At 73.7% G+C, this 18,078-nt stretch carries 1 protein-coding gene; it reads left to right on the top strand.

All coding sequences use genetic code 11. From position 1 onward, the window contains the following. Position 1: 1 nt before the first annotated feature. Positions 2 to 18,067 carry an amino acid adenylation domain-containing protein gene (locus tag AB0M30_RS36335; RefSeq protein ID WP_364593622.1) on the top strand — a complete coding sequence of 6,022 codons (18,066 nt, stop codon included), beginning with the start codon at positions 2 to 4 and terminating at the stop codon, positions 18,065 to 18,067. Positions 18,068 to 18,078: the final 11 nt, after the last annotated feature.

The following is an 18,078-nucleotide window of genomic DNA, read 5'->3' as shown; positions in this document are numbered from 1 at the left end:
TGTGCAGCAGCAGGTGTCGAGGCTGGGTTTCTGGCGTGACTGCCTCGCTTCGGCGCCGAAGGAGCTGCCGCTGCCGGTCGACCGGCCGTACCCGGCGGAGCCCGCCGCCCCGGTGACGCTCGCCCGGCCCGTGCCCGAGGCCGACGAACTCACGCTCCTCGCGGCGTTCACCGTGCTGTTGTCCCGCTATGCGGGAACGGCCGACGTCCTGCTCGGGATCGGCTCGCTGGTGCCGCTGCGGGTGGATCTGGGCGGCTCGCCCGGATTCGCCGACGTCGTCGCGCGCGTCCGTGAGGCGCGAGAAGCGGCGCTGGAGCACGAGGTGCCCTTCGCCGACCTGGTCGCCGAGCTGGAACCGGAGCCCGGTCGCGGCGGGTCGCTGCTCGTCAATGTCGGCTTCGGCGCCGAGACCGGCCTGCCCCTGGACCTGAACCTGACCGGCGAGGGGGTGCGCTACCGCCCCGACGTCCTCGACGCGTCCACTGTGGACCGCATGCTCGACCACCTGGACCACCTCATCGCCGAGGCGGCGGAACGTCCACAGTGGCCGGTCGACCGGCTCGCGCTGATGGCCGCGCCGGAACTGCACCGGATCCTCGACGACTGGAACGACACGGACCTCGCGACGCCGCCGGCCACCTTGCCGGAGCTGTTCGCGGCCCGGGTCCGGGAAAACCCGGACGGGATCGCGCTGGTCTTCGAAGACGAGGAACTCACCTACGCCGAGCTCGACGCCCGCGCGAACCGGCTCGCCCACGTCCTCGCCGGCCGCGGCGCCGGTCCGGAACGCGTCGTCGCGCTCGCCGTGCCGCGGTCGGTGGACATGATCGTCGCCGAACTCGCGGTGCTCAAGGCCGGCGCCGCGTACCTGCCGCTGGACCAGGACTACCCGGCCGAGCGCATCGCGTTCATGGTCGCCGACGCGCGCCCGGTCTGCGTGGTCACCACCCGCGAACTCGCCGGCCGGTTCGACGGCGATGTCCTGCTCCTGGACGAGGTGAGCCTGGACGACGTCCCGGCGACGGACCCGGCCGCCGCGATCGTCCCGGCCAACGCCGCCTACGTCATCTACACCTCCGGCTCCACCGGGCGGCCCAAGGGCGTCGTGGTCTCCCACTTGGGTGTCGCGAAGCTCGTCGCGACGCAGTCCGAGCGGTTCGGCGTGGGCCCGCACAGCCGCGTGCTGCAGTTCGCGTCCCCGAGTTTCGACGTCGCGTTCTGGGACCTGTGCCTCGGTCTGCTCTCCGGCGGCCGCTTGGTGATCGTCCCGGCCGAACGCCGGGTGCCCGGGCCCGAGCTGGCCGAATACGCGCACGCCCACGGCGTCGACTTCATGATCCTGCCACCCGCGCTGCTCGCAGAGTTCCCCGAGGACTGCGACCTGCCGCGCAACAGCGTGCTGCTCGCGGGGACCGAACGCGTGTCGCCGGAGCTGGTGCGCCGCTGGGCGCCCGGGCGGCGGATGTTCAACGCCTACGGCCCGACCGAGGCCACGACCAACTCGACGCTCGGGCTCTGCGACCCGGAGATCGTCCCCGGCTCGGCCGTCCCGATCGGCGTGCCGGACCCCGGCACCCGGGCGTACGTCCTCGACGCGCACCTCGCCCCGGTGCCGATCGGCGTGGTGGGGGAGCTGTACCTCGCGGGAAGTGGTTTGGCGCGGGGGTACCTCGGACGCCCGGGGCTGACGGCGGAGCGGTTCATCGCCGACCCCTTCGGTTCCGGCGGACGCCTCTACCGGACCGGTGACCTGGTCAAGTGGCTGCCGGACGGCCGGCTCGTGTTCCTCGGCCGGGCCGACGACCAGGTCAAGATCCGCGGCTACCGCATCGAACTCGGCGAAATCGAGTCGGTGCTCGCCGAACACCCACGCGTCGGCCAGCCGGTCGTCGTCGCGCAGGACGGGCAGCTGATCGCCTACGCCGTGCCGGTACCCGACCGGGACCGGACGGCCGAGCAGGGCCACGTCGACGAATGGCACGACGTCCACGAGGAGATGCTCGCCGGCTCCCACGGCATCGAAGAGAACTTCGCCGGCTGGAACTCCAGCTACGACGGCTCGGAGCTCCCCCTCGCCGAGATGCGGGAGTGGCACGCGGCGACGATCGAGCGGATCCGGGCGCTGCGGCCGAAGCGGGTGCTGGAGATCGGCGTCGGCAGCGGGCTGATCCTCTCGCGGATCGCCCCGGACGCCGAAACCTACTGGGGTGTCGACCTTTCCGAGAGCGCCGTCGAGAACGTCCGGCGCGAGGTCGCCGCCAGGCCCGAGCTGGCGGGCAAGGTCCACCTCGCCGCGCGGCCCGCCCACGACCTCGGCGCACTGCCGGACTTCGACACGGTGATCATCAACTCCGTCGCCCAGTACTTCCCGAGTGCGGACTACCTCGCCGAAGTCGTCAAGACCGCCGCCGCGCGGCTGGCCCCGGGCGGGACGATCTTCCTCGGTGACATCCGCAACCTGCGTTCGCTGCGGGCCTTCCGGACCGCCGTCGAGCTGCACCGCGGCCGGACCGACGTCGCCGCGGTGGACCAGGCGATCGCACGGGACGGCGAGCTGGTCCTCGACCCGGACTTCTTCGCCGCCCTGGCCCGGGAACTCGACGGCTTCGGCGACGTCGACCTGTGGGTCAAGCGCGGCCAGGCGCACAACGAGCTGACCCGGCACCGCTACGACGTCGTGCTGCGGAAGGCCCCGCGGCCGGAAGCGGCCGAAGAGCAGGTAGTCGCCTTCGGCGACCTCGGTGCGGTGGAACGGTTCCTGTCCGCCGAGACGCCGGAGAGGCTGCGGGTCACCGCGATCCCGGACGCGCGGCTGGCCGGCGAACGGGCCGCGGTCCGCGCCCTGGACACCGGTGACGCCGAGGCCGCCCTGGCCGCGCTCGGCCGCCGGGACGGCGTCGACCCGGAAGACCTGCACCGGCTCGGCGAGCGCGCCGGCTACCGCGTGGCCGTCACCTTGGCGGCCGCGGGCGGCGAGCTGGAAGCCGTCTTCACGAGGGGCGAAGACGGTTCCGCTTACCGTCCGGTGCGCCAGACGGGCGCGCCGGGGTCGTACGCCAACAACCCCGCGGCCCGGCGAGAGACCGGGGCGCTGGTGGCGTCGCTGCGCGCGCACGTCCGGGACCGGCTGCCGCGGTACATGGTGCCTTCGGCGTTCGTGATCCTCGACAAGCTGCCGGTGCTCGCCTCCGGCAAGCTGGACCGCAAGGCCCTGCCGAGCCCCGAGCGGTTCACCGCCGGGCCCGGCCGCGCGCCGCGCAACCCCGTCGAGCAGCTGCTGTGCGAGATGTTCGCCGACGTCCTCGGGGTGCCGCAGGCCGGACCGGACGACGACTTCTTCGCGCTCGGCGGGCACTCGCTGCTCGCCACCCGGCTGATCCAGCGCATTCGCGCGGCCGTCGGCGCCGAAGTGCCGGTGCGGGCCGTGTTCGACGCGCCGACGCCGGCCGCCCTCGCGGACCTCCTCGCCGGCGCCGTCACCGAGACCGGGCGGCGCCCGCTCGTGCGCGTCACCGAGCGGCCGGAGCGGCTGCCGCTGTCGTTCGCGCAGCAGCGCCTGTGGTTCCTGCACGGGCTGGAAGGCGGCTCGGCGACCTACAACGTCCCGCTCGTCATGGAGCTGGCCGGCGAGCTCGACGTCGACGCGCTGCGTTCGGCGCTCGCCGACGTCCTGGGCCGGCACGAGGCACTGCGGACGGTCTTCCCGGTCGACGGCGGCGTGCCGTACCAGCGGGTGCTCCCCGAAGGAACGGTGGCACTGACCGTCCGGGAAGTGTCCGATGTGGACGCCGAAGTGGCCGCGCTCGTGCGCGGCGTGTTCGACCTCGGTGCCGGGGTGCCGGTGCGCGCGGAACTGCTGACCGCCGACCCGCGGCGGCACGTGCTGGTCCTGGTCGTGCACCACATCGCCGCCGACGGCTGGTCGCTGTCACCCCTGTGGCGGGACATCGCGGCGGCCTACCGCGCCCGTCTGCGCGGCGAGGTTCCACAGTGGACGCCCTTGCCCGTACAGTATGCGGACTACACGCTCTGGCAAAGCGATCTCCTCGCCGCCGAAGAGACCGCCCAGCTCGGCTACTGGCGGGAAGCCCTCGCCGGCCTGCCCGACCGGATCCCGCTGCCGCTCGACCGGCCGCACCCGCCGGCCTCCGCCTACCGCGGCGGGTTCTTCACCTTCACCTGGGACGCCGGGCTCCAGGCCGGGCTCGCCGACCTGGCCCGCGCGTGCGGGGCCAGCCCGTTCATGGTCGTGCACGCGGGCCTGGCGGCGCTGCTCACGCGGCTCGGCGCGGGCACCGACATCCCGATCGGCACCCCGATCGCCGGCCGCACCGACGCCGCGCTCGACGACCTCGTCGGGTTCTTCGTCAACACCCTGGTGCTGCGCGTCGACACCGGCGGCGACCCGACGTTCCGCGACCTCGTGGCCCGGGTGCGCGAGCGCAGCCTCGACGCCTACGCCCACCAGGACGTCCCGTTCGAGCGGCTGGTCGAGGCGCTCAACCCGGCCCGGTCGCTGGCCCACCACCCGCTGTTCCAGACCATGCTCGCCTGGCAGAACACCCCCGGCACCGGCGTCGCACTGCCCGGCCTCACCGTGACCGAGCGGCCCGTCGGCACCGGCACGGCCAAGTTCGACCTCTGGTTCTCCTTCACCGAGCGCGCCGACGGCCTGCACGGCCAAGCCGAGTTCAACGCCGAGGTGTTCGACCGCGCCACCGTGACCGGCGTCCTCGACCGCCTGGAAACCCTGCTCCGCCAGGTCGCCGCCGCCCCGGACCGCCGCCTCGGGTCCCTCGACGTGCTCACCGCGGCCGAGCGCGACGGCCTCGAACGGACCTGGTCAGGGGCCGTCGAGGACGTCCCGGCGGTCACCGTCCCCGAGCTGTTCGCCGCTCAGGTCGCGCGGACCCCGGACCACCCCGCGCTGGTGTTCGAGGACGAAGAACTCACCTACGCCGAGCTCGACGCCGTCTCCGACCGCCTGGCCCGCGTGCTGGCCGCGCGGGGCGCCGGGCCGGAGCGGGTGGTCGCGTTGGCGCTGCCCCGCTCGACGCACCTGGTCACGGCGATCCTCGCCGTGCTCAAGGCGGGCGCGGCCTACCTGCCGCTCGACCCCGGCTACCCGGCCGGCCGCATCGCGTTCATGCTCGAAGACGCCGACCCGGCACTGGTGCTGGCCGTCGCGGACACCGCCGTCCCGGGCGCCCTGCTCCTGGACGACCCGGAGACCCTGGCCGGAGTTCCGGACGCGCCCCTGGAGGTCGTGCCGCGGCCGGAGAACCCGGTGTACGTCATCTATACCTCCGGCTCGACGGGCCGGCCGAAGGGCGTGGTCGTCCCGCACGCCGGGATCGTGAACCGGCTGCTGTGGATGCAGGCCGAGTACGGCCTGACCACCGGCGACCGGGTGCTGCAGAAGACGCCGTCCAGCTTCGACGTCTCGGTGTGGGAGTTCCTCTGGCCGCTGATCACCGGCGCCACCGAGGTGCTCGCCCGGCCGGACGGGCACAAGGACCCCGCCTACCTCGCCCGGCTGATCCGCGACCGGGCCATCACGACCGTCCACTTCGTCCCGTCGATGCTCCAGGTCTTCCTCCAGGAGCCGGCGGCGGGGGAGTGCACGAGCCTGCGCCGGGTGCTGTGCAGTGGCGAGGCCCTACCCCCGGACGCCGTCGCGCAGTTCGGCCGAGTCCTGGCCGCCGAGCTGCACAACCTGTACGGCCCGACCGAAGCCTCGGTGGACGTCACCGCCCATCGGACGTCCACCGAGGACACTTCCGTCCCCATCGGACGTCCGGTGTGGAACACCCGCACCTACGTCCTCGACGCCGGCCTGCGTCCGGTCCCGCCGGGTACCCCCGGTGAGCTGTACCTGGCCGGCGTCCAGCTCGCCCGCGGCTACCTCGGCCGGGCCGGGCTCACCGCCGAGCGGTTCGTCGCCGACCCCTTCGGCGCGCCTGGCGCCCGGATGTACCGCACCGGCGACCTCGCCCGCTTCCGCCCCGACGGCGTCCTCGAGTTCCTGGGCCGCGGCGACGAGCAGATCAAGATCCGCGGCTTCCGCGTCGAACCCGGGGAGATCGCCGCGACCCTGGCCACCCACGACGACGTCGCCCACGCCGTCGTCGTCGCCCGCGAGGACCGCCCCGGCGACGTCCGCCTGGTCGGGTACGTCGTCCCCGCAGATACCGCCGGTTCGGCCGGGGAGGAGGCCGCGCAGGTCGGCGAGTGGCGCGAGCTGTACGACTCGATGTACTCGGGCGACCGCGACGAGTTCGCGGGCTGGAACTCCAGCTACGCCGGTGAGCCGATCCCCCGCGCGGAGATGCGCGAGTGGCGCGACGCGATCGTCACCCGGATCCGCGACCTGAACCCGCGGCGGGTCCTGGAAATCGGCGTCGGCAGCGGCCTGCTGCTGACCGAGCTGGCCCCGCACTGCGAGGCCTACTGGGGCACGGACTTCTCCGCCGAGGTCATCGCTTCGCTGGGCGAGCGGGTCGCGGCCGATCCGGTGCTCGCCGAGCGCGTCGAACTGCGCACCGGCGACGCCGCCGACGTCTCCGGCCTGCCGCCGGAGTTCTTCGACACGATCGTGCTCAACTCCGTCGTCCAGTACTTCCCGAGCGGGACGTACCTCCTGGATGTGGTGCGCAAGGCCCTGGACCTCCTGGCACCGGGGGGCTCGCTCTTCGTCGGGGACGTCCGCGACCTGCGTCAGGTCCGGGCGTTCCACAAGGCGGTGGCCGAGGCGCGCGGCGGTGACGTCGAACAACGGCTGCTGCGCGAGAAGGAACTCCTGGTGGCGCCGGAGTTCTTCGCGGGCCTGGACGGGGTCGCCGCGGACATCCGGGTCAAGCGCGGCCGCGCGATCAACGAACTGACCCAGTACCGCTACGACGTCGTCCTGCGTCCGGGAACCGTCGAGCCGCTTCGGGCCGAGACGCTGAACTGGGGCACCGATGTGTCCACTGTGGAGGAGGTGGTCGCGCGGATTCGCGACGGCCTGCGCGTCGAAGGCGTCCCCAACGGGCGGATCACCGACGGGGTGAACCCCGAAGACTGGTACGAGCTGGGTGCGGTCGTCACCTGGTCCGCGGCCGGCGACGGCTCGGTCGACGTCCTGTTCACCAGCGGTGACCCGGCCGGCGCGTTCCGTCCCGGCCCGGACCCGATCCTGTCCTACACCGGCAATCCCCGGCGCTCGCGCCGCAGCACCGCCCTGCCCGCGGACCTGCGCGCCCTGGCCGCCGGCCGGCTGCCCGAGCACATGGTGCCGTCGGCGATCGTCGTGCTCGACGCGCTGCCCGTGACGGCGAACGGCAAGCTCGACCGCCGCGCGCTCCCGGCCCCGGACCGGAGCGCAGCCGTGTCGGCCCGCGAACCGCGCACCCCGGTCGAACGGGAGCTGTGCGCGCTGTTCGCCGATGTCCTCGGCCTGCCGCGGGTCGGCCCGGACGACAGCTTCTTCGCCCTCGGCGGCCATTCACTGCTGGCCACGCGGCTGATCGCCCGCGTCCGCACCGCCTTGAACGCCGAGCTCGAAGTGCGGGCGGTCTTCGAGACGCCCACCCCGGCGGGCCTGGCCGAGGTACTCGCCACCGCCCGCGGCACCGCGCGGCCGCCCCTGGTCCCCGCGCGCCGGCCGGACCTCGTCCCGCTGTCCGGCGCCCAGCAGCGGCTGTGGTTCCTGCACCACCTCGAAGGGCCGTCGGCCACCTACAACGTCCCGCTGATCATGCGTCTCGAAGGCGCCCTCGACGTCGACGCGTTGCGCCGCGCGCTGTCCGATGTGGTCGCCCGGCACGAAGCACTGCGGACCCGGTTCCCGCAGCGGGACGGCGTGCCCTATCAGGACATCCTCCCGGCCGGGGAGGTCGACCTGCCGGTGCGCGAAGTCGAGGACCTCGACGAGGCCCTGACCGGGCTGGTCCGCGGGTCGTTCGATCTGGAGCGGCAGGTGCCGGTGCGCGCGGAGCTGCTGCGGCTCAGCGCCCGCGAGCACGTCTTCGCCCTGGTGTTCCACCACATCGCCTCCGACGGCTGGTCCATGGCCCCGCTGTGGCGCGACATCGCCACGGCCTACGCCGCCCGCCGGGCCGGGGAAGCTCCACAGTGGACGCCGCTGCCGGTGCAGTACGCGGACTACACGCTGTGGCAACGGGATCTGCTCGGCCGTGAAGACGACCCGGACAGCGTGCTGAGCGGCCAGCTGGACTACTGGCGGACGGCCCTCGACGGCTTGCCGGACCGGATCGAGCTGCCCCTGGACCGGCCGCACCCGGCGACCGCGACCTTCCGCGGCGAGCTGCACACCTTCACCTGGGACGCCGGCCTCCACGCGGGGCTGGCCGAACTGGCCCGCGAGAGCGGCGCGAGCGTGTTCATGGTCGTGCACGCGGCCCTCGCCGCCCTGCTCACGCGCCTCGGTGCGGGCACCGACGTGCCGATCGGCTCGCCCATCGCCGGCCGCACCGACCCGGCCTTGGACGACCTCGTCGGCTTCTTCGTCAACACCCTGGTCCTGCGCGTCGACACCGGCGGCGAGCCGACCTTCCGCGAACTGCTCGCCCGGGTCCGCGAACGCAACCTCGACGCCTACGCCCACCAGGACGTGCCGTTCGAGCGCCTGGTCGAAGTGCTCAACCCGGCGCGGTCGCTGTCCTACCACCCGCTGTTCCAGGTCATGATCGCCGGGCAGAACAACGCCCGCGCCGACGTGACGCTGCCCGGCCTGGCCGTCACGGAGATCCCGGTGACCACCGGGACGTCGAAGTTCGACCTCTCGATCTCGCTGACCGAGCGCGACGCCGGGATCGCCGGCGTCCTGGAGTTCAACGCCGACGTCTTCGACCACGCGAGCGCGGAGGGGATCCTGCGCCGTCTCGAGGTCCTGCTGCGCGCGGCCTTGGCCGAGCCCGACCGCCCGGTCGGCGCCCTCGACCTCCTCGACGGGGACGAGCGCGACCGGGTACTCACCGCCTGGGCCGGATCGCTCGAACCGGCGGGCACCGAGACGTTCCCCGGGTTGTTCGCCCGCCGCGTCGCCGAGACCCCCGATGCGGTGGCGCTCGTGTTCGAGGACGTCGAGCTGACCTACGCCGAGGTGAACGCCCGCGCCAACCGCCTCGCGCACCTGCTGAACTCCCGCGGCGCCGGACCGGAGCGGGTCGTCGCGCTGGCCGTGCCGCGCTCGGTGGAGATGATCATCGCTGAGCTGGCGGTGCTCAAGGCCGGTGCCGCCTACCTGCCGATCGACGTCGACTACCCCGGCGACCGCGTCGCCTACATGGTCGAGGACGCGGCCCCGGTCTGCGTGGTGACGACCCGGGACGTCGAGGCGAAGCTGCCCGCGGCCCTGCCCCGGGTCCTCCTGGACGACGTGACGCTCGCCGGAATGTCCACAGCGGACCCGCAGGTCACGATCACGCCGGAGAACGCGGCGTACGTGATCTACACGTCCGGCTCATCGGGGCGGCCGAAGGGCGTCGTCCTCCAGCACTCCGGCGTCGCGAAACTGGTCGCCACCCAGGTCGAACGCTTCGGCGTCGGCCCGCACAGCCGGGTGCTGCAGTTCGCCTCGCCGAGTTTCGACGTCGCGTTCTGGGACCTCTGCCTCGGCCTGCTCTCGGGCGGGCGCCTGGTCGTGGTCCCGGCCGAGCGGCGGGTCGCGGGCGCGGCGCTGACCGAGTACGCGCACGCCCACGGCGTCGACTTCATGATCCTGCCGCCCGCCCTGCTCGACGCCCTGCCGGCGGACCTCGACCTGCCGCGGGACAGCGTGCTGCTCGCGGGGACCGAGCGCGTGTCGCCGGAGCTGGTGCGCCGCTGGGCGCCCGGGCGGCGGATGTTCAACGCCTACGGCCCGACCGAGGCGACCACCAACTCGACGCTGGGGGAGAGCGACCCGGCCGAGCTGGCGGACGCGACGGTCGTCCCGATCGGCATCCCCGATCCCGGGACCGGGGCGTATGTGCTCGACGCCGGGTTGCGGCCGGTCCCGCCCGGCGTGGTGGGGGAGCTGTACCTCGCGGGAAGCGGTCTGGCGCGGGGGTATCTCGGGCGGCCGGGGCTGACGGCGGAGCGGTTCGTCGCGGACCCGTCCGGTTCGGGCGGGCGCCTCTACCGCACGGGTGACCTGGTCAAATGGCTGCCGGACGGGCGGCTGGTGTTCCTGGGCCGGGCCGACGACCAGGTCAAGATCCGCGGCTACCGGATCGAACTCGGCGAAATCGAGTCCGTGCTGGCCGAGCACCCGGGCGTCGGGCAGTCCGTCGTCGTCGCCCGGGACGGGCGGCTCATCGCCTACGCCGTGCCGTCGGCCGGGCGGGACGAAGAAGCGGAACTGGACCACGTCGGCGAGTGGCGCGAGCTGCACGAGAACGTCTTCACCGAAGCGGCGTCCGGTGGGCTGGAGGAGAACTTCACCGGCTGGAACTCCAGCTACGACGGCTCGGAGATCCCCCGGGACGAGATGCGCGAGTGGCACGCGGCGACGATCGACCGGATCCGGTCCCTGCGGCCGAAGCGCGTCCTGGAGATCGGCGTCGGCAGCGGCCTGATCCTGTCGCGGATCGCCCCGGACGCCGAGGAGTACTGGGGCGTCGACCTGTCCGAGCAGGCCATCGCCAACCTGCGGCGGGAACTCGCGGCGACGCCGTTCGCGGCCAAGGTCCACCTCGCCGCGCGGCCCGCCCACGACCTGGGCGAACTGCCGGACTTCGACACGGTGATCATCAACTCCGTCGCCCAGTACTTCCCGAGCGTCGGCTACCTCGCCCAAGTCCTCCGCACGGCCGCGGCCCACGTCCGGCCGGGGGGCGTGATCTTCCTCGGCGACATCCGGAACCTCCACTCGCTGCGGGCCTTCCGGACCGCGACCGAGCTGCGCCACGGCCGTCGGGACGTCGCCGCGGTGGACCAGGCGATCGCTCGCGAGGGCGAGCTGGTCCTGGACCCGGGCTTCTTCACGGCGCTGGCTCTCGACGGCTTCGACGACGTCGACCTGTGGGTCAAGCGCGGCCACGCGCACAACGAGCTGACCCGGCACCGCTACGACGTCGTCCTGCGGAAGGCCCCGAAACCGGCCGCGGCCGCCGAGCAGGTCGTGCCCTTCGAGTCCGTCGGCGAATTGGACCGGCTGCTGGCCGCGCACCCGGCCCGGCTGCGCGTGACCGGCGTGCCCGACGCCAGGCTGTCCGGTGAACTCGCCGCCGTCACCGCGCTGGCCGCGGGCGACGCCGGGACGGCACTGTCCTCTCTGGAGGATCGGTCCGGAGTGGACCCCGAGGCCCTGCACGACCTCGGCGGCCGTCACGGTTATCGCGTGTACGCCACCCTCACCGCGGACGCGGGCGAGCTGGAAGCCGTGTTCACCACGGGCGAGCCCACCCGGATCCACCGGGGCCACCCGGTCCGGGCCGCCCTCGACGCGCTGGGCAACCACCCGGCCGGGCAGCGGGACGCGAACGCGCTGGTGGCGGCGCTGCGGGCGCACGTCCGCGACCGGCTGCCGCAGTACATGGTGCCGTCGGCGATCGTGCTGCTGGACCGGCTCCCGCTGCTGGCTTCCGGAAAGCTGGACCGGCGCGCCCTGCCGAGCCCCGACAAGCAGGCGGCCACGGCCGGCCGGGCTCCGCGGACGCCGGTCGAAGAAGTCCTCTGCGGGCTCTTCGCCGAGGTCCTCGACACGGCGTCGATCGGCGTCGACGACGACTTCTTCGCCCTCGGCGGGCATTCGCTGATGGCGACCCGGCTGGTCGCCCGGCTGCGCGCGGTGTTCGGCGTCGAACTGCAGGTGCGATCGGTGTTCGAGACGCCGACGGTGGCGGGGCTGGCCGCTCTGCTGGCCACGTCGGGCGCTTCGCCCGCCCGGCCCGCGCTGGTGCGCGCCGACCCGCGTCCGGACGTGCTGCCGCTGTCGTTCGCCCAGCAGCGGCTGTGGTTCCTGCACCGCCTGGAAGGCCCGTCGGCGACGTACAACATGCCGACGGCGGTCCGGCTGAGCGGCGCCCTCGACGTCGACGCGCTGCGCACGGCCTTGTCCGATGTGGTCGAACGCCACGAGGCACTGCGCACGGTCTTCCCCGAGATCGACGGGGAGGCCCGGCAGTTCGTCCTCGGCGACGTCACGATCCCGCTGCCGGTCCGCGCGGTCACCGAGGCCACGCTCGCCGACGCGGTGTCCGAAGCGGCCGCGACGGTGTTCGAGCTCGAGTCGGAGATCCCGCTGCGGGCGCAGCTGCTCCGCCTCGGCGTCCGCGAACACGTCCTGGTGCTGGTGTTCCACCACATCGCCTCGGACGGCTGGTCGACCGCGCCGCTGTGGCGCGACCTCGCGACGGCCTACACCGCCCGCCAGGCCGGGGAAGCTCCACAGTGGACGCCGTTGCCGGTGCAGTACGCGGACTACACGCTGTGGCAGCGGGACGTCCTCGGCGAGCCGGTGATCGAACCGCAGCTGGCCTACTGGCGCGAAACTCTCGCGGGCCTGCCGGAGCGGATCGAGCTGCCCACCGACCGGCCGCACCCGGCGGAAGCGTCCTACCGCGGCGAGCAGTTCGCCTTCGGCTGGGACGCCGGACTCCACAGTGGACTCGTCGAGCTGGCCCGCGCCTGCGGCGCGAGCGTGTTCATGGTCGTGCACGCCGGGCTCACCGCGGTGCTCACCAGGCTCGGCGCGGGCACCGACATCCCGCTCGGCACGTCCATCGCCGGCCGCACCGACGCCGCGCTCGACGAGCTCGTCGGGTTCTTCGTCAACACCCTGGTGCTGCGCGTCGACACCGGCGGCGACCCGTCGTTCCGCGACCTCGTCGCCCGGGTGCGGGACCGCAGCCTCGACGCCTACGCCCATCAGGACGTCCCGTTCGAGCGGCTGGTCGAGGCGCTCAACCCGGCCCGGTCGCTGGCGCACCACCCGCTGTTCCAGACCATGCTCGCCTGGCAGAACAACGCCGTCGCCGACCTCGCGCTGCCGGGCCTCACCGTCGCGGAGGAGCCCGTCCGCACCGGCACCGCCCGCGCCGACCTGACGTTCTTCGTCGGCGAGCGGCCCGGGCACCAGGCCGGGATCCGCGGCACGGCCGAGTACAACAGCGATGTCTTCGACCGCGCGAGTGTCGAGGCGATCCTGGAGCGGCTGCGGACGCTCTTGGCCGCCGTCGTCGCCGACCCGGACACGCGGATCGGCGCCGTCGACCTGCTCACCGGCGCCGAGCGCGACCAGCTCGCCGCCGACCCCGCGACACCGCTGCCCGCGGAGACGCCCGCCGGGCTGTTCGCCGCCCAGGTCACGCGGACACCGGACGCTCTCGCCTTGGTGTTCGGCGCCGAGCGGCTCACCTACGCCGAACTGGACACGCGGGCCACGGCCCTCGCCCGGGCGCTGCTGGCGCGGGGAGCGGGACCGGAACGGGTGGTCGCGGTCGCGCTGCCGCGGTCGGTGGAGCTGGTCGTCGCGCTGCTGGGGGTGCTCAAGACCGGAGCCGCGTATCTGCCCCTGGACCTCAACCACCCCGCGGAACGCCTCGATCTCATGCTCGCGGACGCGGCTCCGCACCTGGTCGTCGCGGAGGACGGCTTCGGGGAGCGGCTCGTCCGGCCGGGGGACACCGGGCCGGACCCCGCCTGGCCGCCGATCGGCCCGGACCACCCGGCGTACGTGATCTTCACGTCGGGCTCCACCGGCCGCCCGAAGGCCGTCGCCGGGACCCAGCGAGCCCTGGCCAACCGGCTGCACTGGGGCCGTTCGGCGCTCGGGCCCGGCGTGCGCGTGGCGAAGAGCGCGTTGACGTTCATCGATGGCTCGACCGAGCTGCTCGGCGGCCTGGTGGCGGGCGACCCGGTGGTCCTCGCCGACGACGTGACGGCCACCGACCCGATGGCGCTCGCCGCGTTGGTGCGCGAGTCCGGCACCCAGGTGCTCACCGTCGTCCCGAGCCTTCTCGACACCTTCGCCGAGGACGCCCCGGCCGGCGCGTTCGACTCGGTGACCACGTGGATCACCAGCGGCGAACCGCTTTCGAACGTCCTTGCCGAGAAGGTCGCGGCCCGCTGGCCGTCGGCGAAGCTGGTCAACCTCTACGGCTGTTCGGAAGTCGCGGGCGACAGCCTGGCCCAGGTCTGCGGCCCGGTGGCCATCGGGCGGCCGGTCGCGAACACCCGGGCGTACGTCCTCGATGCGGCGTTGCGGCCGGTGCCGCCGGGCGTCCGCGGCGAGCTGTACCTCGCGGGCGCCGGACTCGCGCGGGGTTACCTGGGACGGCCGGCGCTCACCGCCGAACGGTTCGTCGCCTCGCCGTTCGAGCCGGGGGAGCGGATGTACCGGACCGGCGACCTCGTCCGCCGCCGCGCCGACGGGGCACTGGACTTCCTCGGCCGCGCCGACCAGCAGATCAAGATCCGCGGGTTCCGCGTCGAGCCCGGTGAAGTGGAAGCCGCGCTGACGGCCGACGCGTCGGTGGCGCGCGCGGCCGTGCTCGCCCGGGAAGACCGGCTGATCGCGTATGTGGCGCCCTCGGGCGACCCGGTGGCGCTGCGGGCGTCGCTCGCCGCGCGGCTGCCGGAGTACCTGGTGCCGTCGGCGATCGTCGTCCTGCCCGAGCTGCCGGTGAACGCCAACGGCAAGCTCGACCGCGCCGCCCTGCCCGACCCGGAGATCCGGACGTCGGGACGGGCCGCGCGGACGCCCGCCGAACAGGCGTTGTGCGAACTGTTCGCGGACGTCCTCGGCGTGCCCTCGGTCGGCCCGGACGACGGGTTCTTCGCCCTCGGCGGGCACTCGCTGCTGGCGACGCGGCTGGTCAGCCGGATCCGCGCGCTGCTCGGCGTCGAGGTGCCGCTCCGGGCGGTGTTCGACGCGCCCACGCCGGCCCGGCTCGCCGAAGCGCTGGACCCGGGCCGGGGCCGCCGTCCGGCGCTGGTCCGGGCCGAGCGGCCGGACGTCCTGCCGCTGTCGTTCGCGCAGCAGCGGCTGTGGTTCCTCGACCGCCTCGACGGGCCGTCCGCGACCTACAACATCCCCTGGGCCTGGGAGTTGACCGGCCCGGTCGACACCGACGCGCTGCGGGCCGCTTTGGGTGACGTCGTGGCGCGCCACGAAGTGCTCCGGACGCTCCTGGTCGAGGAGCAGGGCACGCCCCGGCAGGTCGTGCTCGATCGGGCCGACCCGGTGCTGGTCACCGAGACGGCTGCCGACCTCGACGAGCGCGTCACCGCCGCGGCGTCGTACTGCTTCACCCTCGACGCCGAGATCCCGATCCGGGCGACGCTCATCTCGGCCAGGCCGGACCGGCACGTGTTCGTGCTGCTGGTGCACCACATCGCGGGTGACGGCTGGTCGCTGCCGCCGTTGAAGAGGGACCTCGACACCGCGTACGCGGCCCGGCGGCGCGGTGAGCGTCCACAGTGGACTCCCTTGCCGGTGCAGTACGCGGACTACACGCTGTGGCAGCGGGAGATGTTCGGCCGTGCCGACGATCCGGACAGCCTCCTCGGCCGGCAGGCGGCGTTCTGGCGGGACACCCTCGCGGGCATCCCCGACGAGCTGGCGCTCCCGGCCGACCGGCCGCGTCCGGCGCGCACGACCGGCCGGGGCGCCGCCGTGCCGTTCACCGTGCCCGCTTCCGTCCACAGCGGACTCCGGGAGCTGGCCCACCGCAGTGACACCAGCACGTTCATGGTCCTGCAGGCGGTGCTGGCCACCCTGCTGACCCGGCTCGGTGCGGGCACCGACATCCCCTTGGGAACCCCGGTGGCCGGCCGCTCGGACCACGCGCTGGAGGACCTCGCGGGATTCTTCGTCAACACCCTCGTCCTGCGGACCGACACCGGCGGAGATCCGACGTTCCGCGAGCTCCTGGACCGCGTCCGCGAAGCCGACCTGGCCGCCTACGCCCACCAGGACCTGCCGTTCGAGCACCTCGTCGAGCTGCTCAACCCGCCCCGGTCGCTGGCCCGGCACCCGCTGTTCCAGGTCATGCTGGCGGTCTACCACTCCGGTTCGGAGCCGGAACGGCTGCTCGGGCTGGCCGCGGCCTACCGGGACACCGGGCTGCGGCAGGCGAAGTTCGACCTGTCGTTCGACCTGGTCGAGACGGCCGAGGGCATCGACGGCGACCTCGAGTTCAGCCTCGACCTGTTCGACGAGCCGACGGCCCGGGCGCTCACCGAGCGCCTCGTCCGGGTGATGGCGGCGGTCGTCGCGGACCCGGACCGGCCGCTGAGCCGGATCGACGTCCTCGATCCCGGTGAGCGAGACCGGATTCTGCGCGACTGGGGTGCCGGGGCGCCGCTGACGCTCCCGGCGCCGACGGTCGTGGACCGGCTGGCCGCCCAGGTGGCGGCGACCCCGAACGCGACCGCGCTGAGCGACGCGTCTTCGAGCGTCACGTTCGCGGAGTTCGCCGCGCGGACCGACCGCCTCGCCCGGTGGCTCGCGTCCGAGGGTGCGGGTCCGGAGAAGGTCGTGGCGCTGGTCCTGCCGCGGTCGGCAGCGGTCGTCGAGGCGATCTTCGGCGTGTTCAAGACCGGCGCGGCCTACCTGCCGATCGACCCGGACCAGCCCCTGGACCGGATTTCGGCGATCCTCGCCGACGCCGATCCCGCGCTGGTGCTCACGAGCCGTTCGCTCGATTTCCTTGTCCCGGGCGCTCTGTTCGTCGAGGACATTGTGGACAGTGACGCGGCGCTGACCCCGCCGTCGCCCGCGAACCCGGCGTACGTGCTCTACACGTCCGGGTCCACCGGCAAGCCCAAGGGTGTCGTCATCCCGCACTCCGGGCTGGTGAACCTGTTCCACAGCCACCGCGAGACGTTGTACCGCCCGGCTGTCGCCGCGGTGGGGGGACGGCGGCTGCGGGTCGGGCACGCGTGGGCGTTCTTCTTCGACGCGTCCTGGCAGCCGCAGCTGTGGCTGCTCGACGGGCACGAGGTGCACGTCGTCGACGACGACACCCGCCGCGACCCGGACCGCCTGGCGGCGGTGGTCCGCGAACGAGGGCTCGACTTCCTCGAACTCACGCCGTCGCACTTCGCGCAGCTGGCCGCGGCCGGGGTGATCGCGGACGGCCGGTGCGCCCTCGGCGTGGTCGGCGTCGGCGGCGAAGCCGTTTCGCAGACGCTGTGGGAGACGTTGTCGTCGATGCCGGGCACGGCGGCGTACAACCTCTACGGCCCCACCGAGACCACGGTGGACGCCCTGGTCGGCCGCTTCGGCGACGCCGACCGGCCGGTGGTCGGGCGGCCGGTGCACAACACCCGCGCGTACGTCCTCGACAGCGGTCTTTCGCCGGTCCCGGCGGGCGTGCCGGGCGAGCTGTACCTGGCCGGCGCCGGGCTGGCCCGCGGCTACCACGGGCGGCCGGGGCTCACCGCGGACCGGTTCGTCGCCGATCCGTTCGGACCGGCGGGGGAGCGGATGTACCGCACCGGCGACCTCGTGCGGTGGCGGCCGGACGGGCAGCTCGAGTACCTCGGCCGCACCGACGACCAGGTCAAGCTCCGCGGCTTCCGGATCGAACCGGGCGAGATCGAGACGGCCCTGACCCGCCACGACGACGTCGCGCAGGCCCTGGTCGTCGTCCGCGAGGACCGGGACAAGCGGCTGGTCGCCTACGTCACCCCGGCGACCGCGGATCCCGCGCGGCTGCGCGAGTTCGCTGCCCGGACGCTGCCGGAGTACATGGTGCCCGCGGCGATCGTCCCACTGGACGCGTTCCCCGTGACGCCCAACGGGAAGCTGGACAAGGCGGCGCTGCCGGTGCCCGAGGTCGCGGCTCGCGGCCGGGCGCCGGAGACGCCGCTCGAGAAGGCCCTCTGCGAGATCTTCGCGGAGGTGCTGGACATCGCCGCGGTCGGCGCCGACGACGAACTGTTCACCCTCGGCGGCCACTCGATGCTGCTGGTGGTCCTGCGCAACCGGATCACCGAACGGCTCGGGACCGAGCTGCCCATCGCCGAGTTCTTCCGTACCCCCACCGCGGCGGGCCTCGCCGCTCTGTTGAACCGGGGCTTCGCCCCGGGCCGGGGGCTCCGCCACCCGGAGCCCCCGAAAAAGACCCTGTGACCCGAGACCCG

Source organism: Amycolatopsis sp. NPDC051716, from assembly GCF_040681595.1.
In the GTDB taxonomy this organism is placed as follows: domain Bacteria; phylum Actinomycetota; class Actinomycetes; order Mycobacteriales; family Pseudonocardiaceae; genus Amycolatopsis.
Note: the sequence above shows the minus strand (reverse complement) of the source record. Positions and strands in the feature narration are given on the sequence as shown.